This window comes from Winogradskyella sediminis, assembly GCF_003387355.1.
Lineage (GTDB): Bacteria > Bacteroidota > Bacteroidia > Flavobacteriales > Flavobacteriaceae > Winogradskyella > Winogradskyella sediminis.
In genome coordinates this window covers 64,035-89,838 of sequence record NZ_QUNH01000003.1, presented here as the reverse complement: position 1 = coordinate 89,838, position 25,804 = coordinate 64,035, and the positions used below count along the sequence as shown (strand labels likewise).

At 33.4% G+C, this 25,804-nt stretch carries 21 protein-coding genes; 10 read left to right on the top strand and 11 right to left on the bottom strand.

What is annotated here, in order from left to right; all coding sequences use genetic code 11:
* Positions 1-179: 179 nt before the first annotated feature.
* The 5 genes from C8N41_RS13125 to C8N41_RS13105 all read left to right on the top strand — a co-directional run bounded on the left by C8N41_RS13125 (position 180) and on the right by C8N41_RS13105 (position 5,601).
* Positions 180-587: a RidA family protein gene (locus C8N41_RS13125; protein WP_092443340.1), complete on the top strand. Its 408-nt coding sequence runs from the start codon at positions 180-182 to the stop codon at positions 585-587.
* Between the two features lie 216 nt (positions 588-803).
* Positions 804-1,898 carry a GNAT family N-acetyltransferase gene (locus C8N41_RS13120; RefSeq protein WP_115839607.1) on the top strand — a complete coding sequence of 365 codons (1,095 nt, stop codon included), beginning with the start codon at positions 804-806 and terminating at the stop codon, positions 1,896-1,898.
* 109 nt (positions 1,899-2,007) lie between these two features.
* Complete coding sequence (locus C8N41_RS13115) at positions 2,008-2,784, top strand: TIGR02757 family protein (protein WP_115839606.1); 777 nt, start codon at positions 2,008-2,010, stop codon at positions 2,782-2,784.
* Between the two features lie 178 nt (positions 2,785-2,962).
* The gene (locus C8N41_RS13110) at positions 2,963-4,003 is read left to right on the top strand and encodes a GMP reductase (RefSeq protein WP_115839605.1); all 1,041 of its coding nucleotides are present in this window, start codon (positions 2,963-2,965) and stop codon (positions 4,001-4,003) included.
* Positions 4,004-4,113: 110 nt separating this feature from the next.
* Complete coding sequence (locus C8N41_RS13105; RefSeq protein ID WP_115839604.1) at positions 4,114-5,601, top strand: S10 family peptidase; 1,488 nt, start codon at positions 4,114-4,116, stop codon at positions 5,599-5,601.
* A 284-nt stretch (positions 5,602-5,885) separates the two neighbouring features.
* Here the strand turns inward: C8N41_RS13105 and rpsA are convergent, their stop codons facing one another.
* Entirely contained in the window at positions 5,886-7,715 is a 1,830-nt protein-coding gene (gene rpsA / locus C8N41_RS13100) for a 30S ribosomal protein S1 (RefSeq protein ID WP_092443350.1), read from the bottom strand.
* 283 nt (positions 7,716-7,998) lie between these two features.
* Here rpsA and C8N41_RS13095 point away from each other — a divergent pair, with 283 nt between their 5' ends.
* The gene (locus C8N41_RS13095) at positions 7,999-8,376 is read left to right on the top strand and encodes a LysM peptidoglycan-binding domain-containing protein (RefSeq protein ID WP_092443352.1); all 378 of its coding nucleotides are present in this window, start codon (positions 7,999-8,001) and stop codon (positions 8,374-8,376) included.
* Positions 8,377-8,433: 57 nt separating this feature from the next.
* Here C8N41_RS13095 and cmk read toward each other — a convergent pair whose 3' ends face one another.
* The 4 genes from cmk to lon form a co-directional block, all read right to left on the bottom strand.
* Positions 8,434-9,123: a (d)CMP kinase gene (cmk, locus tag C8N41_RS13090; protein WP_115839603.1), complete on the bottom strand. Its 690-nt coding sequence runs from the start codon at positions 9,121-9,123 to the stop codon at positions 8,434-8,436.
* Positions 9,124-9,221: 98 nt separating this feature from the next.
* Entirely contained in the window at positions 9,222-10,253 is a 1,032-nt protein-coding gene (porQ, locus tag C8N41_RS13085) for a type IX secretion system protein PorQ (RefSeq protein WP_147298966.1), read from the bottom strand.
* A 73-nt stretch (positions 10,254-10,326) separates the two neighbouring features.
* Positions 10,327-10,860, bottom strand: coding sequence for a LysM peptidoglycan-binding domain-containing protein (locus C8N41_RS13080; RefSeq protein ID WP_170137129.1), 534 nt, complete (start codon positions 10,858-10,860; stop codon positions 10,327-10,329).
* Positions 10,861-10,897: 37 nt separating this feature from the next.
* Positions 10,898-13,351, bottom strand: a complete 2,454-nt coding sequence (gene lon, locus C8N41_RS13075) for an endopeptidase La (RefSeq protein WP_115839601.1) — start codon at positions 13,349-13,351, stop codon at positions 10,898-10,900.
* A gap of 232 nt (positions 13,352-13,583) precedes the next feature.
* Here lon and C8N41_RS13070 point away from each other — a divergent pair, with 232 nt between their 5' ends.
* Genes C8N41_RS13070 through C8N41_RS13055 form a run of 4 tightly spaced genes read left to right on the top strand, consistent with a single transcriptional unit; the run spans position 13,584 to position 16,542 of the window.
* Complete coding sequence (locus C8N41_RS13070) at positions 13,584-14,138, top strand: RNA polymerase sigma factor (protein WP_115839600.1); 555 nt, start codon at positions 13,584-13,586, stop codon at positions 14,136-14,138.
* An 8-nt stretch (positions 14,139-14,146) separates the two neighbouring features.
* Positions 14,147-14,704, top strand: a complete 558-nt coding sequence (locus C8N41_RS13065; RefSeq protein ID WP_092443362.1) for a hypothetical protein — start codon at positions 14,147-14,149, stop codon at positions 14,702-14,704.
* The gene (locus C8N41_RS13060; protein ID WP_115839599.1) at positions 14,688-15,779 is read left to right on the top strand and encodes a hypothetical protein; all 1,092 of its coding nucleotides are present in this window, start codon (positions 14,688-14,690) and stop codon (positions 15,777-15,779) included. The genes C8N41_RS13065 and C8N41_RS13060 overlap by 17 nt, the downstream gene beginning before the upstream one ends.
* A gap of 37 nt (positions 15,780-15,816) precedes the next feature.
* Positions 15,817-16,542, top strand: coding sequence for a head GIN domain-containing protein (locus C8N41_RS13055; protein ID WP_115839598.1), 726 nt, complete (start codon positions 15,817-15,819; stop codon positions 16,540-16,542).
* Positions 16,543-16,728: 186 nt separating this feature from the next.
* On the opposite strand, the gene C8N41_RS13050 is transcribed toward C8N41_RS13055, so the two are convergent.
* The 6 genes from C8N41_RS13050 to C8N41_RS13025 all read right to left on the bottom strand — a co-directional run bounded on the left by C8N41_RS13050 (position 16,729) and on the right by C8N41_RS13025 (position 25,777).
* Positions 16,729-17,277, bottom strand: coding sequence for an HNH endonuclease (locus tag C8N41_RS13050; RefSeq protein WP_092443368.1), 549 nt, complete (start codon positions 17,275-17,277; stop codon positions 16,729-16,731).
* 154 nt (positions 17,278-17,431) lie between these two features.
* Positions 17,432-18,832: an MFS transporter gene (locus C8N41_RS13045; RefSeq protein WP_115839597.1), complete on the bottom strand. Its 1,401-nt coding sequence runs from the start codon at positions 18,830-18,832 to the stop codon at positions 17,432-17,434.
* Between the two features lie 127 nt (positions 18,833-18,959).
* Positions 18,960-19,787: a M48 family metallopeptidase gene (locus C8N41_RS13040; RefSeq protein ID WP_092443372.1), complete on the bottom strand. Its 828-nt coding sequence runs from the start codon at positions 19,785-19,787 to the stop codon at positions 18,960-18,962.
* Positions 19,788-19,867: 80 nt separating this feature from the next.
* Complete coding sequence (locus tag C8N41_RS13035; RefSeq protein WP_115839596.1) at positions 19,868-22,288, bottom strand: glycoside hydrolase family 31 protein; 2,421 nt, start codon at positions 22,286-22,288, stop codon at positions 19,868-19,870.
* Positions 22,289-22,528: 240 nt separating this feature from the next.
* Positions 22,529-24,508, bottom strand: coding sequence for a 1,4-alpha-glucan branching protein GlgB (gene glgB, locus C8N41_RS13030; protein WP_115839595.1), 1,980 nt, complete (start codon positions 24,506-24,508; stop codon positions 22,529-22,531).
* Between the two features lie 3 nt (positions 24,509-24,511).
* Positions 24,512-25,777, bottom strand: a complete 1,266-nt coding sequence (locus C8N41_RS13025) for a glucose-1-phosphate adenylyltransferase (RefSeq protein WP_115839594.1) — start codon at positions 25,775-25,777, stop codon at positions 24,512-24,514.
* Positions 25,778-25,804: the final 27 nt, after the last annotated feature.

Below are 25,804 nucleotides of genomic sequence, written 5' to 3'. Positions count from 1 at the left end.
ATTTCTCAAAATATTGAAGGCGTTTCATAAATGAGTCTCATAAATCTAGTTGGGTTCTAAACGTATAGTATATTTTCACTTTTAATCAATTTACTGAACTTGTTGATGTAAAAAGGTATCACTAAATTTGTATTGCGTATAACTTAATAACGAGATGTCTATCTCACTGAAATAAAAAGATGAAAAAAATAATAAATACTTCTAATGCACCTGCTCCTATTGGACCATACAATCAGGCTGTTTTATCAGGAAATACCCTTTACACTTCTGGGCAAATTGCTTTACATCCAGACACTATGGAATTAGTGATTGACGATATTAAAACCGAAACCAAACAGGTTATGGAAAACATGAAAGCTGTTTTAGCTGCAGCAGACATGACGTTTGATAACGTTATTAAATCATCAATATTTATCAGTGACATGAATAACTTTAAACAAATCAACGACGTTTATGGCCAATATTTTGATGAAGCAACCGCTCCTGCTAGAGAAACTGTTGAAGTCGCTAACTTACCCAAATTTGTAAACGTAGAAATTAGTATGATTGCTGTGAAACCGGAGCAAAAAATGTTATATAAAAAATAGTACACTGTTTAAATATATTAATCAGATTTGACTCCATATATATTAACTAATAAACTATTACCTTTCTATTTCGAAATTCAAATTCTGAGCAATAATTAATTGAATACATTGATTCAAAATTATTATAGCACACACTAAATAAGCAACTTAACTTATTAACATTACTATATTAAGTGTAATTATTATATTAACTTTAGTCATATTATTTTTAATGAATTGATTGAAGTTATAAAAGATAAAAATGAATGGAGAACTTTACTATCTAAAGTAGAGCATACCGATTTTTACCATACTTATGATTACCATCAGCTTTCAAAGAAAAAAGGAGAACTACCTATACTCTTAAAATATACTGATGGTAGTACAACTATTGCTCTACCTTTTTTAATTAGAGACATTGAAAACTCTGACTATAAAGATATGACTTCTGTATATGGTTATGCTGGTCCTATATATATAAATAAAGCCAACAATTTTGATAATGCTGAGTTTCATAAGGCACTAAAAATCTTTTTTAAAAGAGAAAAAATTATTGCAGTATTCTCCAGATTGCATCCTTTTATTGAAGAAAAAGCGCCTACACTTATAGGTTTAGGTAATGTTGAAGCCATTGGTAAAGTCGTTTACATTGACCTTAGCAAATCCTTAGCCGACCAAAGAGCATTTTATAATAGGCGCTTAAGAACCTACTTAAACAAATCTCGTAAACACTGTACTGTTTTTGAAGGCTACACGGATGCACATATTAAAACGTTTATTAAACTATATTTAAATAACATGAAGCGTATTGGAGCTGATGAGAGTTACCACTTTAATACGGAGTATTACTATAACTTATTGTCGAGTAGTGAATATGATTCCAAGCTAATGTTATGTCAACATCACGAAACAAAAGACATTATTGCGGGTGCTATCTTTATAAAAACAGGACATATTGTTCAGTATCACCTATCAGGTCTTGATGCAGATTATTTTAAACTTCAACCTATAAAGTTAATTATAGATGAAATGTGCAAAATCGCTACTAATGAAGGTTTTAGATACTTAAATTTAGGAGGTGGAAAAGGTAGCAAAGAAGACACTTTATTTAGATTTAAGAGAAAATTTTCAAAAAACTTTAAGACCTTTAAAATATGGAAATACATTGTGAATAAACCTGTCTATAAAACTTTAACAGAAAACCATCTTAAAACTGCTGTAAAAGATAATGAATTTCATGTAGGATTCTTTCCTGCCTATCGCACACCTTTAAAATCCATTTCCTATATGTTATCACTTTCAGAACTCGTTCTGTTCCAAATTCAATTTTAAGTATTTAGCTAATTGAACTAAACTAGAATAAAATTTTATTTACCCTAGACTTTATAGGTCATAACATATAATGTCTATATAATCTTTATTTTTACATTCAAATCAATCCATAAAATTGAAACTTAAAACATCAGAACTTAAAGATTTCTTAGACGAAAAGGTCAACCTCTACAATAACCCAAAATTTATTGAAAGCGACCCTATTCAAATTCCACATCAATTTTCTAAAAAAGAGGATATTGAGATTGCTGGTTTTTTAACAGCCACCATAGCTTGGGGTAATAGAAAAAGTATTATTAAAAATGCTAATCGCATGGTTGAACTATTAGACCACTCCCCTTTTGAGTTTATAATGCAGCACCAAGATGCTGATTTAGAAAAATTAATCCCGTTTGTGCATCGTACATTCAACGGTAATGATTTTGTGCAGTTTGTTAAGAGCTTACAACATATTTACAAAACCCATAATGGCTTAGAATCCGTGTTTTCTAAATATGCTGAAAAGGATTCCCTTCAAATAAGTATTCACGAGTTTAAAAAGGTGTTTTTCGAAATTCCGCATTTAGAGCGTACACAAAAGCACGTGAGTGACCCTTTTAAAAATTCAGCTGCCAAACGTATTAACATGTATCTACGTTGGATGGTAAGAAATGACAACAATGGCGTTGATTTTGGCATTTGGTCCTCTTTATCACCTTCCCAATTAAGCTGCCCTCTAGATGTTCATTCTGGGAATATCGCTCGTCAGTTAGGTTTGTTAAAGCGAAAACAGAACGACGGAAAAGCACTTTCTGAATTAGATGCTGCTTTACGAAACTTAGCCCCTAAAGATCCCGTAAAATACGATTTTGCGTTGTTTGGCTTAGGTGTTTTTGAAGACTTTTAAATTATCCTTTGGTTTTAACTTAAACACCTCTTAAAATATAAAATATCAGCCCCAATACAACCATACGCGTCAAAGGCTATAAACAATTGTTAATAAAAGATTTTAAGACCGTTGCGATTGTAAACATCCTTTTTTCTAAGAACTTGTATTTTTGGATAACACCAAACTCACTCCAAAGATGCATATAGAACACGAAATTAAATTAGGCTTTAAAGATGTTATGATTCGTCCAAAACGGTCGACACTAAAAAGCAGATCTCAAGTGACTTTAAAGCGTAATTTTACGTTTTTAAATAGTACAGCAACTTGGACAGGTATACCAATAATGGCTGCAAATATGGATACTGTTGGCACTTTTGAAATGGCGTTAGTTTTAGCTGAACAAAATCTATTTACAGCTATTCATAAGCATTATACAGCAGACCAATGGGACGCATTTTTAAATTCAGCGCCCAAAGACATTACAAATTATATTGCCATAAGTACAGGTACAGGACAAGAAGATTCTAATACATTGAAAGCGGTATTCCAAAATCATCCTGAATTAAAATTTATATGCATTGATGTTGCTAATGGCTATTCTGAGCATTTTGTAGAATTTTTACAACAAACACGAGCACATTATCCAGATAAGGTGATTATTGCGGGTAATGTTGTTACAGGCGAAATGGTTGAACAGTTACTACTTTCTGGAGCAGACATTGTAAAAGTTGGTATAGGTCCAGGAAGTGTTTGTACAACTCGTGTAAAAACTGGTGTTGGCTATCCGCAATTATCGGCTATTATTGAATGTGCTGATGCGGCTCACGGCTTAGGTGGACAAATTATTAGTGATGGCGGCTGCTCAACTCCAGGTGATGTTGCTAAAGCCTTTGGTGCAGGTGCAGACTTTGTAATGCTTGGTGGTATGTTTGCTGGACATACTGAAAGTGGTGGAGAACTTATAACACGAGATGGAGAACAATACAAACAATTTTACGGCATGAGTTCTGCTACAGCTATGGATAAATATGTTGGTGGTGTTGCAGAATACAGAGCTAGTGAAGGCAAAACGGTTGAAGTGCCATACAAAGGTGATGTGAAAAATACGCTACAAGATATATTAGGAGGTTTACGTAGCACTTGCACTTACGTTGGTGCTGCTCGCCTTAAAGAACTCACTAAGCGTACTACGTTTATACGTGTTGCAGAACAAGAAAATAGAGTCTATAATAGCTAGTTAATTTAATAGATGTAGCAACATACAACTTTATATATAATCAATCGAATATCAGATTTACTAAATTTTCCTTTTAGTACCTTTAAGCTTTTCAACTAAAACCGTAACACATGAAATATCGTTTTCTCATTTTGCTGTGCTTTAGCTTTATATTTAGCTTTGCTCAAGATTTAAAAATCCCTATCGATACAGCTTACGTCACAAATCATTCTGTAACAATTAAAGGGAAACAAATAACATATACTGCAGAAACCGGATTTCAACCTGTTTGGAATACTGATGGCAAGATGATTGCATCGCTTTATTACACATACTATAAACGCACTAACGATACTAATAACAAAATTAGACCAATTGTGTATTCTTTTAATGGAGGTCCTGGTTCTGCATCACTTTGGATGCATATTGCCTATACTGGCCCAAAGGTTTTAAATATTGATAATGAAGGTTATCCTATACAGCCCTACGGAGTTAAAGACAACCCTAATTCTATTTTAGATGTCGCGGATATTGTCTTTATAAATCCTGTAAATACCGGATATTCAAGAAAAGTAGCTGATAAAGATGGAAAAATGCCTGATGATAAATTATTTTTTGGTGTGAATGCCGATATTAAATACTTGGCAAGTTGGATGAATACCTTTACAACAAGGCACAACAAATGGCAATCCCCTAAATATATTATCGGTGAGAGCTATGGTGGAACACGTGTAATGGGTTTATCTTTAGAGCTTCAGAATAGACAATGGATGTATCTTAATGGTGTTATTTTGGTATCACCTGCAGATTACAAAGTGCTTCGTGTAGGTGGCCCCTTATCTTCTAGCTTAAATCTACCGTATTTTACTGCTGCGGCTTGGTATCATAACATGCTTGCTCCTCATCTCCAAAATAAGGATTTATTAGATATTTTACCCGAAGTAGAACACTTTGCCATTAACGATTTAATGCCTGCCATTGCTAAAGGTGGTTTTATTCTAGAGGAAGAAAAAAATGCTATTGCCAAACAAATGAGTTATTATTCTGGTTTGACCGAAAAAGTTATTTTACAACAGAATTTAGATGTTTCAACACGTTTTTTCTGGAAAGCATTGTTACGGGAGAAAACCGGAGAAACTATAGGTCGATTAGACTCTAGGTATATTGGAATAGATAAAATAGAAACAGGATCTAGTCCAGATTATAGTGCAGAACTTACCTCATGGTTACATTCGTTTACACCAGCCATTAATTATTATATACAAAATGAATTAGGGTTTAAAACTGATGTAAAGTATAATGTCTTTGGAAATACGGGTCGCTGGGACGATTCTAATGATAATACTAGAGATAATTTACGGCAAGCTATGGCACAAAATCCATATTTAAAAGTATTAACCCAATCTGGCTATTATGATGGAGCAACGACGTATTTTTCTGCAAAATATTCACAATGGCAAATTGATCCTAGTGGTAAAATGAAAGATCGTTTTTCATTTAAAGCTTATAGAAGTGGACATATGATGTACTTAAGAAATGAAGATCTCATTAAAGCCAATGAAGACTTACGTGAGTTTATTGCAAATTCACTTTCTAAAGGACAATCAGCGAAATATTAAGTCTCTTTAATAGTCTTGAATTCAATATAAAACACCAGTTTTTTCTTAAAAAAATATAAGGCTTCCACAATGGAGGCCTTTTTTCTTTTCATCACTATCTTAATGTAATTTTACACTCTAAAGTTTAAGCATCACATTATAATACTATAGTACAATCGTATTAAAATATGAAGTAGAAACGCTCTTTTTCTGATATAAAACAAAAAAAACCAGAGAATAAAATTCTCTGGTTTATATATTTTTAAAGTTGTCAACCTAAAAAGGCTGACTCAAAATTTAGGAAATTATTTCTTCCCGTCCATTTTATCTTTAAGTGCTTGTAAAGCATCATTTGCATCACCTAAAGTAGGTTTAGCTTCTGCCGCTTGAGCTTCCTGCTTTCTAACAGCTTGCTTAACGATTTTAGCTTCTTCTTCTCTAAATACAGCTGTATGAGATGCTACAACACGTTTGAATTCTTTATTAAATTCAATGATCTTGAATTCTGCTTCTTCACCTTTAGCAAGTTTAGAACCATCTTCTTTCTCTAAGTGACGTGCTGGTACAAAGGCAACGATATCTTCGTTAAATTCAATAGTTGCACCTTTATCTACCATTTCTGTAATAGCTGCAGTATGGCTAGTACCAAGAGCGAACTCAGTTTCGTACTTATCCCAAGGGTTTTCAGTAGTTTGCTTATGACCTAAAGATAATTTACGTCCTTCTACATCTAACTCTAATACTACAACATCTAATTTATCACCAACGTTACAGAATTCTGATGGATGCTTAATTTTCTTAGTCCAAGATAAATCAGAGATATAAATTAATCCGTCGATTCCTTCTTCTAATTCAACAAAAACACCAAAGTTTGTAAAGTTACGTACAATACCTGTGTGCTTAGAACCTACAGGATACTTAGTCGTAATATCTGTCCATGGATCTGGAGTTAATTGCTTAATACCTAGAGACATTTTACGATCTTCTCTATCTAAAGTTAAGATTACAGCATCGATTTCATCTCCTACAGATACGAAATCTTGAGCTGAGCGTAAATGTGTTGACCAAGACATTTCACTTACGTGAACTAATCCTTCTACACCTTCTTCAACTTCAACAAAAGCACCGTAATCAGCGATAACTACGACTTTACCTTTTACTTTATCTCCAACTTTTACGTTTTCACCTAAAGCTTCCCAAGGGTGCTTAGATAATTGCTTAAGACCTAATTGGATTCTTGATTTGTTTTCATCAAAATCAAGGATTACAACATTTAATTTCTGATCTAACTCAACAATCTCATTTGGATGGTTAATACGAGACCAAGATAAATCTGTAATATGAACTAAACCATCTACACCACCTAAATCGATAAACACACCATAAGAAGTAATGTTCTTCACAATACCTTCTAATACTTGTCCTTTTTCTAGTTGACCAATGATTTCTTTCTTTTGTTCTTCAATATCCGCTTCAATAAGCGCTTTATGAGAAACGACTATGTTTTTGAATTCGTGGTTGATTTTCACAACTTTAAATTCCATAGTTTTATTTACGTACTGATCGTAATCTCTAATAGGCTTCACATCGATTTGAGAACCTGGTAAGAATGCTTCTATACCAAATACATCTACGATCATACCACCTTTAGTTCTGCACTTTACAAAACCGTTAACGATTTCGCCTGTATCATGTGCATTGTTTACACGATCCCATGCTTTAATTACTCTCGCTTTTCTGTGAGATAATACTAACTGACCTGTCGCGTCTTCACGTACATCAATTAATACTTCTACTTTATCACCAACAGCTAAGTTTGGGTTGTAACGGAACTCATTAAGAGAAATTACACCTTCAGACTTTGCGTTAATGTCAATAATAGCATCACGATCTGTGATAGTGATAACAGTACCTTCTACAACTTCGTCATCTAAAGTGTCAACGAAATTTTCTGATACTAATTTTTCGAACTCTTCTAATTTAGTGTCCGCAACTTGCTCAATTCCTTCTTCGTAATTGTGCCAATCGAACTCTTTTAAGAATTTTTCTGGGTTTGCTTGAGCTTCAGAGATTACTGGAGCTTGTACTGCTTCAGTTGCTTCAACTTCAGCTTGATTTGTTTCTTTTTCAGACATGTGCTGAATTAAAATTTGTATTCTGTAATTATTGAAAGATTAGCGAAAAATCTACAGAAGTTATTATTATATTTGTTTTGTTCCCTTTTCTACTTTCTTAACATCGCTAAAAAGGAGTGCAAAAGTACTATTTATTATTCTGATTACCAAACACTAAATTATGTGACTTTTCTTTTAGTCTTGTGTCTTATGTAATAGAATACCTGTTTGATGTATTACAGTTAAAATTATAATACTTAAATTGGTATATTTACAATACTATTAACAATTAAAATTTATAAAAATGGTTAGAGCTAAATATCAAGATGTATTAGACTTAGGAGAAAAATTAAACATCGCAGAAGGAAATGTTGAAGAAGTAAACGGACAATTAAAAGTTTGGGGTACGGCCGCAACACAATACGAAAAAAACTTAATCTGGGATAAGATTAAAGAAATCGGTGGTGAAGAACCTACTGATATTATGGCAGACATTAAGGTTGCCGATGAGTCTGTTTATGCTAGACATACCGTTTCTTCTGGTGAAACTTTAGGGAAAATTGCAAAGCAATACTATGGTGAACCTGGAAAATATCAAAAAATATTTGAAGCAAATACCGATATTTTAAAGAACCCTGATATGATTCATCCAGGACAGGAATTAGTAATTCCTAATTTATAATAAAGGTAACAAACATATAAATCGAGCGACTTTATCTTCTGTAAGGTCGCTTTTTTTTTAAGCATTAATACGTTGATTAGCCAAGTTAATTATAGTTTCTAATTGTGCTTTAATAGTTAAATCGGAATTATCAATCTCTATAGCGTCTTCAGCTTTTACTAATGGAGAATCTTCTCGTGTAGAATCAATATGATCTCTTGTGGTTACGTTTTCAAGGACATCTTCATAACTCAATTTGTGACCACGATCTAACAATTCTTTATAACGACGTTTGGCTCTTGTTTCTGCAGAAGCAGTCATAAAAATTTTTAATTCAGCATCAGGAAAAACAACAGTTCCTATATCACGACCATCCATAACAATACCTTTATCTTTTCCCATAAGTTGTTGTTGCTCCACTAATTTGCTACGCACTGCAGACAATGTTGCCACTGGGCTAACGAACTTTGAGACTCTAAGTGTCCTTATATCAGCTTCAATATTTATTCCGTTTAAATAGACCTCAGCAAAACCTACAGCTTTGTTAAACTTAAATTTAATACTTATATCTTCGAGTCTATTAACTAATTCATCTTCTTTAAAAAAACCATCACCAATTAGATTATGTTTCAAGGCAAAGTACGCTACTGCTCTATACATTGCTCCTGTATCGACATAAATATAGTCTAGCGCGTTTGCTAATTGTTTGGCAATTGTACTTTTTCCCGTGGATGAAAATCCGTCTATTGCAATAATAATCTTACTCATATTATGCTTAATATCTATTGTGTTTTTTTACTATGGAAACCTTAAAGTTAGCATAGATTATAACTGTTTGAAACTAGAAAGTAATGTTCAATTCACTATTATCTTCTTCGGCCATCTAAATCTATTTGAAGTCCAAAAAAACTTGTATTTGAAGCTCCTGAATATCTCGCATGCGTATAGTTAAAACGCATTTTATTTAATTTAATCCCTACACCTACAGAGAGTCCTGAGAAGTTTCGTTGATCTACAATTCGTAATTCTTCTGCACGCCTAAAGTTATAGCCTAAACGCACATTAAAACCACCTTCTGGAAATAATTCGGCCCCTAAAATTAAATGACGTAAGCCTTTATTTAAAAATCCAACTTTTTCTTCTGTTTGATTACCATCTAAATCTGTAGTCGCTCTCGCAGGATTAGAAACACCTATAGGCCATTTTTGTAAATTCTCTAGCGTTAAGTGCCAACGTAACGGAACATTTTCTAAAGTTTGAGACATACCAAAATTAACCTCTAATGGTAACGGTTCTTTCTGCCCTGCATAGGTTGTAAACTGGGTTCCTATATTTCTAACCGTTAAAGCCGCATGAAAATCGAGTCTTTCATTAATATACATAGCTCCAAAATCTACAGCACCTCCTATTGAATTGTACTGTTCTAACGCTGAAGTAATAACTTTAAGATTAGCGCCAATATAAAAATCGGTATATGGAATATTATAATTATAACCCGCAGATATCGCTGTTTCATTACCACTAAATGTACCTGTTGAGTTACCATCGACATCATAGCCGTCAAAAGAGCCATAGTTAATGTACGTTACACCAATATGAAAAGTTTGTACATGTCTATCCCAAGTATAGGCATAAGCTGCCGTTCCGTAGCTAATACCTCCCAAATAGCTGGAATAATTAACAGCCAATTGATTGCTCATTTTGTAATTGATGGATGCCGGATTGTAAAGGGCTTCCGTAACATCATGATCAAAGTTGGTAATAATCTTTCCGCCTAAAGCGGCTTGTCTTGGTGAAGACACAAGATTAAGAAACTGATACGTCGCTTCACCACCCAATTGTGCAAACAACGGCAGTGCCAAAAGCATAAAAAATAAGGTCGTAATCCTCTTAATCATAGGTGCTGCAAAATAACTAAATCTATCTTAAAACGAGGATATGATTTTTTTATTTTTTCAATGCTCTTCTTTTCTATTTTAATTGCAGTTTTTGACCAATTTTAATAACATCACTCTTTAAACCATTCATTCGCATAAGCGCTTTAACCGTTGTTCCTTTATCTTTTGCAATACTATACAATGTATCTCCTTTTTTAACCACCCAAAACGTGACGTCTTTAGCGTCGTTATTAACCTTAGTAAAATTTCGAACTCTTAAGCGTTGTCCTGTTGTAATAAGTGTCGTTTCTAAGTTATTGGCTTCTTGTAATTCTCCTAAACTCGTTTTGTACTTTATTGAAAGTTGAAATAAATTATCTCCTTTCTGTACCACATGAAAATCGGAAACATTATCTAAAATGACATTAGTAACATCAGGTTCCTCTTTATTAATTGATAATTTAGGTATGGATATAGAATCGGTATTAACGGAATCCATTTCACTAGTAACATTATTTTGTTCTAATGTTACTAGTGTAATTTCTCCAGTACGTATATCTAATTTTGCTGGCTTACCATCTAATACAACATCTTTAAATTTTACTTCGTCTTGAGCGTTTACAGCCATTAACGAAGTAAAACTTATTAAAAATGTTAGTATTAGTTTAAAGCTTTTTAGCATTCTGTACTTTTTGTTTCGTAAGTGCTAGTTTTAAAACATCACTCATATCTTTCACATAGTGAAATGTTAATCCCTTTAGATATTCTGGTTTAATTTCATCTATATCTCTACGATTATCTTCACAAAGTAAAATCTCTTTGATACGAGCTCGTTTAGCTGCTAAGATTTTCTCTTTAATGCCTCCAACGGGTAATACTTTACCTCTAAGTGTAATTTCACCTGTCATCGCTAAGCTCTTTTTCACTTTACGCTGTGTAAACAAAGATACTAAAGAAGTTAACATGGTTACACCTGCACTTGGCCCATCTTTAGGTGTTGCTCCTTCTGGTACATGAATATGCACATTGTACTTAGCAAAAACTTCAGGATTTATTCCAAATTCATCGGCATTAGCTTTAATGTATTCCATAGCAATAGTAGCCGATTCCTTCATCACTTTACCTAAATTACCTGTAATGGATAAAGTACCTTTCCCTTTAGACAAAATAGATTCAATAAAAAGGATATCTCCTCCTACACTTGTCCATGCCAAACCGGTTACGACTCCAGCAACATCATTGTTTTCATACTTATCGCGTTCTAATCTTGGACTACCGAGAATCTCAATAACATCGTCATTAGTAACTTTAATGTTATACTCCTCTTCCATTGCAATATTCTTAGCTGCATAACGCACCATTTTTGCTATTTGCTTTTCTAAACCTCTAACACCAGATTCGCGCGTGTATCCTTCTACTATTTTTTCGAGTTGTGGTTTTACGATTTTTAAAGCTTTATCGTCTAACCCGTGTTCTTTTAATTGTTTAGGTAATAAGTGACGTTTAGCAATTTCTACCTTTTCTTCAATGGTATAACCCGTAACGTTAATAATTTCCATTCGGTCTCTCAATGCTGGCTGAATGGTATTTAAACTATTAGAAGTTGCAATAAACATCACTTTAGATAAATCGTATCCCATTTCTAGGAAATTATCGTAAAACTCATTATTCTGTTCAGGATCTAAAACTTCTAACATTGCAGATGACGGATCACCTTGACTTCCTGTAGACAACTTATCTATTTCATCTAATACAAAAACCGGATTAGATGTTTGTGCTTTCTTTAAACTCTGAATTATACGGCCTGGCATTGCACCAATATAGGTTTTTCTATGTCCACGGATTTCGGCTTCATCTCGTAAACCACCTAAAGAAATACGTACATACTCTCTTCCCAAAGCTTCTGCAACTGATTTTCCTAACGAAGTTTTACCAACACCTGGAGGCCCATAAAGACAAAGAATTGGAGACTTCATATCGTTACGAAGTTTTAAAACCGCTAAATATTCTATAATCCTTTTCTTTACATCTTCTAAACCAAAATGATCGCGATCTAAGATTTTTTGCGCACGCTTTAAATCGAATTTGTCTTTACTAAACTCATTCCATGGTAAATCTAAAAAGAGATCTAAATAATTACGTTGAATAGAATACTCTGCCACCTGAGGATTCATGCGTTGCATTTTTGATAATTCTTTTTCAAAATGCGCTTTTACTTTTTCATCCCATTTTTTCTCCTTAGCACGTGCTTTCATATCTTCAATCTCTTCACCAGAAGACACTCCTCCACCCAATTCTTCTTGAATGGTTTTCATTTGCTGATGTAAGAAATATTCACGCTGCTGTTGGTTCATATCACTCTGAACCTTATTTTGTATATCGTTTTTAAGCTCAAGCTTTTGAAACTCGAGATTCATAAATTTTAAAGTCTGAAGCGCACGCTCTTTAAGATCGTTGATTTTTAATAGCTCTTGCTTCTCCTCAACTTTAAGATTCATGTTAGACGATACAAAATTCACTAAAAACGAATCGCTTTCAATATTCTTAATCGCAAAACTTGCTTCAGAAGGAATATTTGGACTTTCTTTAATAATGTCTAAAGACAAATCCTTTATAGAATCTATAATTGCCCTAAACTCTTCATTCTCTTTAGCTGGTTTTGCTTCAGGAATATCTGAAATTGTAGCTGTTAAATAAGGTTTTTCTTTAATTACCTCATTGATTACAAAACGTTTTTTACCTTGTATAATAACTGTAGTATTACCATCTGGCATTTTTAGCACTTTTAAGATTCGTGCTACAGTACCTGTTTTATAAATATCTTTTGCTGTTGGGTTTTCTACCGATTCGTCCTTTTGAGAAACAACCCCAATAACTTTTCCGCCTTTATTAGCATCATTAATCAATTTAATAGAAGCATCTCTACCTGCTGTAATTGGTATCACCACACCAGGAAACAAAACCGTATTTCGCAAAGGTAAAATAGGCAGCGATTCTGGTAAAGATTCGTTATTTATTAATTCTTCATCTTCAGGAGTCATTAAAGGAATTAATTCTGAATTCTCATCAAAATCCTGAAATGACAGATTGTCTAAGTTTAAAAAATTTGATTTCGCCATATATATTTTTAAGTCATTCTGTCATTATTATCATACAGAACAACATTGATTTAAAGGTATTAATAATTATCTTTATACTGAATATCAAAACATTATAAGATATTCAAAGTTATTCACACTTGTATAATTTCAATTGTTATGCCATTACCTTTATAACGACATAAAACTTTTTTCATTTTAAACTGTAACAATATAAAAAAGTTGTGCTCTTTAGATAAAAGCAATTGTTTTTTTGACATCAACCAATCAAAATATCGAACAGTTATTACAGCTATGTAAATCTGGAAACCAACGTGCACAGTTGGAAATTTATAACAGATATAACAAGGCCATGTATAACACAGCTCTAAGAATTGTAAAAAATTCTTTTAAAGCTGAAGACATTATGCAAGAATCCTTTTTAACAGCGTTTACAAAATTACAAACCTTACAAGACAGCAGTTTATTTGGTGCATGGTTAAAACGTATTGTAGTAAACAATAGTATTGGATATTACAATAAAACGCTAAAACAAAATGAAGTTCCTTTAGAACGCGTCATTTATAAAGTTGAAGACGAGACTGGCATCAATGAAAATGAACAGAACCATGTAAAAGTAAAAGTGATTTTAGATACTATGAAAACCTTAAAGCCAAATTATAGCTTAAGCCTTTCGTTGCATTTAATTGAAGGTTACGATTACGAGGAAATTTGTGAGATTATGAACATTTCTTATGCCAATTGCAGAACCTTAATATCACGAGCAAAAGAAAGTTTGAGACAAAAATTACTATTAAACGCATCATAAATTAACATATGAAAAACGATAATTTAGAAAGTTTATTTGAAGACCTAAAAGGTGAATTTAATATTGAAACACCTCAGCCAAATCATGAGCTAAGATTTTTAGACAAATTAAACGCCAAAGATAACGTCCTTACTGAAGGTAAAAAGACGTTGCATTTTAACTGGAAGCCGTTACTCGCAATTGCGGCAGCTATAGTTATTTGTTTTGGGCTGTTTACCATGGTAGACCCACAACCTAAAGTGTTAGATTTAGCAAGCGTGTCGCCTGAAATGTCAGAAACCCAAAATTTTTTCACTGTAACTCTTGAAAATGAATTAAAAAAACTGAACAAAGAACGTTCGCCATTAACCGAACAAATCATTAATGATGCTTTAATTCAGATACAACTTTTAGAAACCGATTACCAAAAATTAAAAACTGATTTAACCGAAAGTGGAAAAAACGAACGTGTTATTTACGCCATGATTTCCAATTTTCAAACCAGAATTGACATTCTGAACAACGTCTTAGAACAAATTGAAACCGTTAAACAATTCAAATCCAATTCAAATGAAACTATTATATAAAATTAGCTTTCTTATAGTGCTGATGCCCTCAATTATATGGGCAACTCATAAACAACCTAGTATTGCAAAACACGAAAGGCAAAAAACGATAAAAAAATCTTTTAATGTCAATGCAGACGCTACATTTAATATTACTAATCGCTATGGTAATATCGATATAGTAACATGGGATAAAAATCAGATAGACATCCAAGTTACAATTAAAGTGGAAGGCAGTAATGAAAGTAAGGTTAATGAAAAACTAGCTGAACTCGATGTAGCTTTCCAAGCTGCACCTCATAAAGTTTCTGCCATTACGGCAATTGATGGCAATAGTTATGAGACGTCTTGGTGGAATAAAAAAATAGGCAATAAAGTAAAAATGGAAGTTAATTATGTGGTTAAAATGCCAATAACTAATTCGGTAAAATTATTTAACGACTATGGCTATATCAACTTAGACAAGCTAAAAGGAAATGCCTTTATAAAATGTGACTATGGTAAAGTAACCACGAAAGAACTTTTAGGAAATTCTAATTATATTAAAATGGATTATACCAAAAACAGTTATTTTGAATATATAAATAACGGCACCATTGAAGCAGATTACAGTGAGTTTACCGTCGCCAAAGCCAAAGATTTAAACCTTGAGGCTGACTATACCACCTCTGTTATTGAAATTGCAGAAAATGTAGTTTACGAATGTGATTACGGATCGCTTAAAATCGATAACATCAATAATGTTGATGGTAGTGGTGATTATTTGGCTTTAAGACTGGGTACTATTTTTAAAACTGCTATAATAAAAGCAGATTATGGATCTATAAAAATAGATCGTGTCACTTCGAATACAAAAAAACTAGATATCGATACAGAATTTGTTGGTATAACCGTGGGTATTGATAACAATTACAATTTTGACTTTTATATCGATATAGATTTTGGGTCATTAAAGGCTACTGAAGACTTTCATTTTACTGAGAAAAACACTGATAATTTTGGCAAGAAATATATAGGTTATCACGGTACACCCAATTCTAACAATTCGGTTAATATAAGCTCCGAATATGGTAGCATTACATTTAAAAATCAATAATATTTATAAATTATCAATCAATTAAAATCCAACACTTATGAAACTATTACAATCTATTACCATTATTACATTACTGTTTAGTACCACTGTAGCTTCTGCACAATGGGGAAAACATAAAAAAATTAAAGGAGACAGTCATATTATTACAACAACAGTCTCCACTGGCACGTATGACGCCATAAGTGCTGCAGGTGCTATGGACTTTAAACTAATTGAAGGTACAGAAGGTGAAATTTCAATTAAAGGCGACTCTAATTTAATAAGCTATATTGTAACTGAAGTGAAACAAAACACTTTACATATTAAAATTAAGAAAGGCTATAATATTAAACCTAGTCAAACAATTGTGATAACAATACCTTATGAATCCATCAGTGCAATATCTCTTGCTGGCTCTGGTGATATTACCAACACAGGTACAATTAAAACAACCACCTTTAAAGTCGCTTTGGCTGGTTCTGGTGATATTGATTTAAATGTTTCCGCAGAAGAAATTGAAAGTAAAATTGCAGGTTCTGGTGATATAGAACTTAAGGGCATTACAACGCAATTGTCAACGGTCGTAGCAGGTTCTGGTGACTTTGATGGAGATGCTTTAAAAAGCACGAATGTGATGGCCAAAATTTCTGGCTCAGGAGATATCAACGTACATTGTAATGGAGAACTTACCGTAAAAATTGCAGGTTCTGGTGACGTTAAATATTCAGGTCAACCAACAAAGAAAAATACAAGTATTTCTGGATCAGGAAGTGTTAGTCATTAACCCTATCCTAGCATAACATTAAACAGGGCATTTTATGGTGTCCTGTTTTTTTTTATTTTAATAGTCTCAACTACAATTACATGGTGTGAAAATCTACGAGAAACTATTGCCATTATGAACACCCCATTTCATCCGATTAGTTATTCATTTACAATATGCTTTGCATCCTGTTTAATCCTACATATATTAATACTCAGTTACTGAACTCCAATTATCACCATTTTTTATTCTGTGAATTTGCGTGTCGGATACTCCAAAACGTTTCGCAATCATATTGATTCGCGTTCTTTTATTCTTTAATTGGCGTTTAATTATTTTTACTTTTCCTTCATTTAGTTTTCCAATTTTCTTACTTCTTTTTTCTACAACTTTTTCCCAATTAGGATTATTAAATTGATGAATTTCCTTCTCTCTTTTTGTTGCCCATTTTAAGTTCTCGACCCGATTATCCGTTTTATCGTAATTGAGATGGATGACATAAATTCCGTCATTCTGCTCAAGAAAATGTTCAGCTACAAGTTTGTGAATATATCTACTTGTCGATTTTCCGTTCTGTTTTTGTTTTAAAGGAAGGTTTTGATATCCATTAATGTATGATTTTTTAACTTCAAATTCAGTTTCACCTTTACAGTTTAAAATTCGTCCGTAATTAGAGATTTTAAACTTTTCATTTTCGGCAATTCCTTCGTCAAATATCACCTCTTTCCATTCTTCCTTCCAAAAGTTTCTCATCATAATTTTAGTTATCCTCAAGAGCACTACAATATTTTGACATAGAAAATACGGTCAGAAATATCCATGGCTCTTTGATAGATTCATTATAACCATTAGATACTAAAGACAAAACTTTATATAAATTGTAGTGGTATATTATTAATAGCACGTAAATTTACGCATTATTTTTCAATTGAGATTTTGGCACTCTAAACAACAGAATAATTCCTACAATAAAAAAGATCACTAAAAATAAAATTGCATTGCGCATACTACCTGTAACTTGGTCTATGGTTGCAAAAATACCCATCCCAATCACTATCCCAATTTTTTCTGCAACGTCATAAAAACTAAAGTATGACGTGGTATCCTCTGTTTCTGGTAAGAATTTAGAATACGTAGATCTTGCCAAGGCTTGTACTCCCCCCATAACTAAGCCCACAAAACCAGCTGCGATATAAAACTGCATTGGTGTTTCCATAAAATAAGCATAGAAACATAATCCCATCCAAAAGAAATTGATAACTATAAGGGTTTTAATATTTCCAAATTTTGATGACGCTCTAGAGGTTAGAATAGCTCCTAAAATTGCCACCACCTGAATTACCAATATACTTACTATAAGTCCAAAAGTCTTAGCGTCTGAATCTCCCCAAGCAATTTCCTCTTCACCAAAATAAACAGCAACCAACATAATGGTTTGGACTGCCATGCTAAATACAAAAAAGGCTACCAAGTAACGTTTTAAACTTAAGTTTTGTTTTAATTGCCTCCAAACTTCCCTCAATTCTCTTAAGCCATTAAAAACAACATCTTTAGTTACTTTACCGCCTTTTTTAACACCATTTGGAAGCACATAAAAAGTATATTGACTAAACAAAATCCACCAAATACCTACAGTGATAAATGAAATTTTCATCGCTTCAAATGATGCTTTATTTTTGGCAGTTTTTAAAGCTTCACTAATTTCTGCTTCAGTACCATACTCTAACAACGTATTAGAAATACTAATATCAAAACCAAACCAATTAGGATACATCACCATGGCCAAATTAAATATTAACAAAATAACACTTCCTGCATATCCTAAACTAAAACCTTTAGCACTTACACGATCTTGCTGTCCTGGATAAGCTATATCAGGTAAATAGGAATTATAAAAAACCAAACTTCCCCAATACCCAATTAATCCCATAAAATAAAAAAGTAAGCTCAAATGAATTCTGTGAGGCTCAATACTAAACCAATACAAACCGATACAACCAGCACCACCAACATAGCAGAAGAATTTCATGAAATTCTTTTTATTACCAACGTAATCAGCGATACCAGATAAAATTGGAGACAACATTGCCACCATTAAAAAAGTAAAGGCTGTAACATAAGTAATTAAAGCTGTACTTTTAAATACCATTCCAAAAGCCGTGACTGTTTTCTCAAGTTGGGAAGCAAATAAAGCAGAATAAAATATCGGAAATATGGACGATGCGATAGTTAATGTATACACTGAATTTGCCCAATCATAAAACGCCCACGCGTTAAGAAGTTTTTGACTTCCTTTTTTATATTCACTCATAAATACTATTTAGTTAACTTAATTATAATCAAAGTACCTGATTTTAATCACCTAATTTCAAAATACTTTCACAAAAAAAGCCGCTCTAATTGAGCAGCTTCTAAAGTAAACAAATATATTTATAATCTTAGTTTATTGGTCGAAATGATGTAACACCAAATTTTTTAGCTTCAGCTTTCGCTTTTTCTGATAAGGCCTCTAAATTTTCTATTCTAGAGTCGTTACTTGGGTGAGAGCTTAAAAATGCTGGAGGTGACTCTCCTCCACTATTGGCTTTCATACGTTCCCATAAAGCAGAAGCTTCATCTGGATTGTAACCTGCAATCGCCATTAAGTAAATTCCTATTTGATCTGCTTCAGTTTCATGAGCTCTACTAAAAGGTAACATTCCTGCCACATTAGAAACCACTCCGTAAGATTGATTAAAAATCCCTAAGGCTTGTTCATCATTTGATAAAGCGACATTGCCAACAACTGCTAATCCTTGTTGTACATAGGCCGCACTCATACGTTGTTGTCCATGGTTAGCCAAAGCATGTGCTACCTCATGCCCCATAATTGCTGCAATACCTGTTTCATTTGCCGCAATTGGCAAAATACCTGTATAAAATGCTATTTTACCACCTGGCATACACCAAGCGTTGACTTGCTCGGATTCTATTAATTTATATTCCCATTCGTAATCTTCCAAATAACCTTCAAAGCCATTAGCATTTAGATAGCGTTCTGCTGCCACTGCAATACGTTGTCCGACTCGTTTTATCATTTCGGCATCCGAGGTTCCTTTAATCACCTTGCTTTCGGTAAGTACTTGGTTGTACTGTGCAAATGACGAAGGAAACAATTGATCGTTACCTACAAATGCCATCGTTTTTTTGCCTGTGAATGGATTTGTTGCACACGATACCATGACTACAACGATCACAAAACTTAATACGCCTTTATTTAATTTCATACTTAATTCTTTTAATTATAATAATTGAAATACAAATATCAATTTTGCACTATCTTTTAGACACAAAAATAATTAAATGGTCACTCTGATGTTGACTTAGCTCCTATTATATGTAACTCAGAAAAATTCTTATCAACCACAATAGATTCAATTCCGTTAACTCTTAAGCTTTTATGAACAATTTTCTCATTGTCTAATTGCACCTCAGCAATATCAAAAGGTAAACCGTGAAACTGAATATTAAAAGTCTCGTAAGGGGTTATGTATTTACCTTCCTTATGCTGATTAATAATTAACTCATTAACTTTACCTGTCAGTTTAAAGTTTCTTAAACTGTATCGTCCTTTAGTATAATCAAACCCATCATTAGCATCACTATAAAAATCACTTTCTTCCTTACCGTCTTTATAATACACATCTAAAGTGATTTCTGTAATTTCTTTTTCTCCAACATATTGTTGAATTGGATATTTTGGAATTATAGCGCCTTCTTTTACAAAAAATGGCATGCTATCAATATCTGCATCTACCCACATTTCTTTACCACCTCTAATGACTTCATCCGTCCAGAAGTTATACCATTTTCCGTGAGGTATATACATTCTTCTACCTTTCGCGTTAGGCTCTAGAACCGGACACGCTAATATTTGTTCCCCAAAGATAAACTCGTCTGTTCTATAATGTGTTTGCACATCTGCCTGATCATATAAAACCAATGATTTTAATAATGGTGTGCCATGATCCACATAGTTCCAAAATGCTGTATATAAATAGGGTAATAATTGGTACCTAATTTCTATAAATTTCTTTACAATTGCCGTAACGTCTTCATCAAAAGCCCAAGGTTCTTGGTCTCCATGATCACCAGAAGAATGCACTCTAAAGAAAGGATGAAAAATACCTAATTGAATCCAGCGTGTAAACAATTCTCCTTGTGGTTGCTCGGCAAAACCACCTATATCACTACCAGCAAAAGAAAAACCAGACATAGCCATACGTTGCGCCTGTATATTTGCGATCCAAAGGTGTTCCCAGGTGGCCACATTATCACCTGTCCAAGTCGAGGTATAGCGTTGTGTTCCTGAGTAAGCTGCTCTTGTAATAACAAAAGGACGTTTTGGATACGAATATTTTTTTAAACCTTGATAAGTCGCTCTTGCCATTTGCATCCCATATATATTATGGGCTTTTCTATGACTACATGGATTGCCGTCATAATCGTGACGCACATCGTCTGGAAATGTTTTATTAGGCACCTCCATTACGGCTGGTTCATTCATGTCGTTCCAAACTCCTTTAATACCAATATCTTCAATGAGTTCTTGAAATAAACCTGACCACCAATCTCTTACTTCAGGATTTGTAAAATCAGGGAAATAACATTCACCTGGCCACACTTTACCTTTCATATAATCTCCATCGGCACGTTTGCAGAAGTAATCATTTTCTAAGGCTTCTTTAAATACGGAATAATTTTTATCTATTTTAATTCCAGGATCAATGATTGCTACGGTTTTAAATCCGTCTTCCATTAATTCCTTCACCATCCGCTTAGGATCTGGAAAATATTCCTTGTTCCAAGTAAAACAACGGAAGCCTTCCATATAGTCTATATCTAAATAAATTGCATCACACGGAATTTGCAATTTTCTAAATGTCGATGTTATCTCTTTTACTTTACTTTCTGGATAATAACTCCATTTACATTGATGAAAACCTAATGCCCAAAGGGGAGGTAAATGATGTGGCTTACCAGTTAAATCAGTATAGCTCTCTACAACATCGTTCATTTTAGGACCATAGAAAAAGTAATAATTCATTTCACCACCTTGGGCCCAAAAACTGGTTACATTTCTACGCTCTTGTGCAAAATCGAAAGAGGATCTAAACGTATTATCAAAGAAAATACCATAAGCTTTACCATGATGTAAACCTGTATAAAACGGAATCGTTTTGTAAATAGGGTCGGTATCCTTTCCGTAGGCATACGAATCGGTTACCCAATTATTGTAGCGCTTCCCTTTTAAATTAAGATGATTGGGTTTGTCACCAAGTCCATAATAGCTTTCGCCATCATTAGAAACTTTACTCATCTTAACAATGTTTCCACCATGCTCGTAACTTTCTTCCCAATGAAATCCACCTTCATCCTGGTTGATAAGTGTACCATCCACAGCATCATAGATAGAAGTACGCATGTCATCCTTAGAAATCTTACAAACTAATTTTGTAGTTACCACTTCAAAATACGTTTCTTTCTCTTCTATTTCTAGCTTATTATATCCAATACTAGCGTATTTAGTTATAGCATAAGAAAAGTCATTGTTAAAGTTTCCTACTGTGGTATATCTAAAACGAAGTAAACTATCTCTTACAACTGTCAATTCTAGAATAACATCATTATCTGCTGTAAAATACAGTTTATCAACATCCTTTTTAAAATCTATTATCTTAGAAGGGAACAAATTCCCTTTATTTTCTAATTCCGTATTTATAATCATAAGTCAATTTTTTAAGCAAAAATCACCCGCAAAAAAACGGAAAAATTTAAACTTTTGAAAGGGTTCATAGGGCTTATTGGCATTTGTTGCTAACTCTTATGTTTTAGGGTTTCGATTTTACGATTATAGAAATTATTAATCCATTATTTTATTGAAAAGCTATTATTTTTTTTCGAGAGGTAACCCAATAGACCTATAAGAGATACGTTTCTAACAGGCCTAAACTTTTCTCATACTAATCTAAAGCTCTTGAGATTTACCTTTTAACGATGCTTTTGCTGCTGTTTTCACTTTAACCTCAGGTTTTACAGGCTTTTTATACTTAAATACTACCATCCCTAAAGGCGGAATACTGATATCTATAGACTGATCTCTATAATGCCATGGTACTGCTTTAGTAGTTTTTAATTTATTTTTATAACTACCTGTACCAAAATATTTCTTTAAATCGCTATTAAAGACTTCTTTTAATTTCCCTTTTCTAGGCACACCTAGCTTGTAATTCTCTTTAGGAACTGGCGTCATATTACAAGCCACAATAACATCGTCTTCTACTTCATTACCTTTTCTGATATATGTAAAAACCGAATTCTTAGAATCACCATAATCTATCCATTCGAAACCTTCGGCTTCGAACTGTTTTTCATATAGAGCAGGTTGACTTTTATAGAGTAAATTCAAATCTTTTACTAATTCTTTAATACCTTGATGTGGTTCGTATTGTAGTAAATGCCAATCGAGACTGGTTTGAAAATCCCATTCACTACTTTGTCCGAATTCCGCTCCTTGAAACAGTAAATTGGTTCCTGGGTGCGTAAACATATAGCTATATAGAAGTCTTAAATTAGCAAAGCGTTGCCACTCGTCTCCAGGCATTTTACCTAAGATTGAATTTTTGCCATACACCACCTCATCATGACTTAAAGGCAGCATAAAGTTCTCGGTAAACACATAGGTCATGGAAAATGTTAAATCATTTTGATGAAATTGCCTATAGACTGTTTCTCTACTAAAATAATCTAAGGTATCATGCATCCAGCCCATCATCCATTTCATACCAAAACCTAAACCTCCCATAAATACTGGTTTAGAAACCATAGGAAAGGCCGTAGATTCTTCTGCAATAGTTTGCACATCTGGATAAGAAGCATAAACGGCTTCGTTCATTTCCCTTAAAAATGACATCGCCTCTAGGTTTTCTCGACCTCCAAACATATTGGGTTCCCATTCACCATCTTCTCTACTGTAGTCTAAAAACAACATGGATGCTACAGCGTCTACTCTAAACCCATCTGCATGATATTGATCTAACCAAAATAACGCATTACTAATTAAAAATGATTTTACTTCATTACGACCGTAATTAAATATTAAACTTTTCCAGTCTTGGTGATATCCTTTACGCTTATCGGGATGCTCGTATAGTGCTGATCCATCAAAAAAACCAAGTCCATGCGCATCTTCTGGAAAATGTGATGGCACCCAATCGAGAATAATACCTATATCATTTTGATGACATTTATCCACCAATAATTTAAATTCTTCTGGATAACCAAACCGTGAAGTTGGAGCAAAATAACCCGTAACTTGATATCCCCAAGAAGGATCGTAAGGATACTCCATCACAGGCATAAATTCTACATGTGTAAAATTCATTTCTTTAACATACTTAACCAGTTGGTCTGCTAACTCTACATAAGACAAGAAACGATTTTCTTCAACATGTCTTTTCCAAGATCCTAGATGAACTTCATAAACGGAAATAGGCGCATCCAAAGCGTTATGGTGTTTACGCTTTGTCATCCATTTATCATCTTTCCACTTATAGTTATCACTCCAAACAATTGAAGCTGTTTGCGGATTGTGTTCTGCTCTCCTTGCATAAGGATCTGCCTTTTCAGTTCTTATATCATTATTGCTGCTAAGAATTTTATATTTATACTTGTTACCTTTTCCTACACCCGGAATAAAGCCTTCCCAAATTCCGCTAGAATCCCACCGAACATTTAGCTTATGTTCTCCTTCTGTCCAGTAATTAAAATCCCCAATTACCGATACCATTTTAGCACTTGGTGCCCAAACTGCAAAATAAACACCTTCTACTCCATCAACGGTAGTAATATGAGAACCAAACTTCTCATATAAACGATAGTGCTTTCCAGATTTAAAAAGGTCTACATCAAAATCTGTAAAACGACTATATGCTATAACTTCTGCCATATATTAAAGTACAAATCCTTTAGGAATTATAGCATCTTTTTTTATGACAACAATGCCTTCTTTAATAACATACTCGTTAGTTTCGGTGTCCGCTAAATGTGCTCCACCATTTATTCTAACATCATCACCAATACGTACATTTTTGTCTATAATTGTATTTTTTAAATAACATCGCTCACCGATACCTAAGAGTATTTCTGTTTTTTTATTATAAATATCATCTAAAGATTCATAATCATCATTACCCATCATATAAGTATTAATAATTGTAGAGTCTTTACCTATTCGAGATCTAATACCGATTACAGACTTTTCAATTTTGGCGGCATTTATTAAACAACCTTCTGCAATTACCGCTCTGTCTAAAGCGGTACCTGTAATTTTTGAAGTAGGAAGAATACGAGCATTAGTGTAAGTACGTTGCTTAGAGTCATAGAGATTAAATTGCGGCAAATCATCTGTAAATCCTAAATTTGCTTCAAAAAACGAATCTATATTTCCAATATCTGTCCAGTAACCCTCATACTGGTAACTTAAAGTTTTATGATTTTCTATGGACTGTGGAATAATTTCCTTCCCAAAATCATTGGTTTCTGGATTATTCATTAAATCGATTAACAACTGTCTGTTAAATATATATATACCCATGGACGCCAAATGGTTTCTGCCTTGGGCTTTCATATCGTCACTTGTTTCTGAGGTCCAATCTGGTAATAATTCTGCACCTGGCTTCTCGATAAATGAAGTGACTACATTGTCCTTGTCTGTCTTTAAAATACCAAAGGAGATGGCATCTTTTTCATTGACAGGAATGGTTGCAATAGAAATTTCTGCTTTAGCATCGATATGCGCTTTAATCATTTCATTAAAGTCCATTTGATATAATTGATCTCCAGATAATATTAAAGCATACTCAAAATCGTGAGCTTTAATATGCTGCATACTCTGCCTTACAGCATCTGCTGTACCTTGAAACCAAGATTTACTCTCTGGGGTTTGTTCTGCTGCTAATACATCTACAAACGCTGAACTAAAAAAACTAAAGTGATACGTGTTTTTAATATGCCTATTTAGTGATGCCGAATTAAACTGTGTTAAAACATACATTCGTTTAATATCTGAATTGATACAATTTGAAATAGGAATATCAACTAACCTGTATTTACCAGCTATAGGTACGGCTGGTTTAGAGCGCTTTTCGGTTAATGGATACAATCGAGACCCTTGGCCTCCTCCTAGAATAATAGACAATACTTTATCGTTTATCATAGCTTTAATTTAGATTTAGATTCGCTT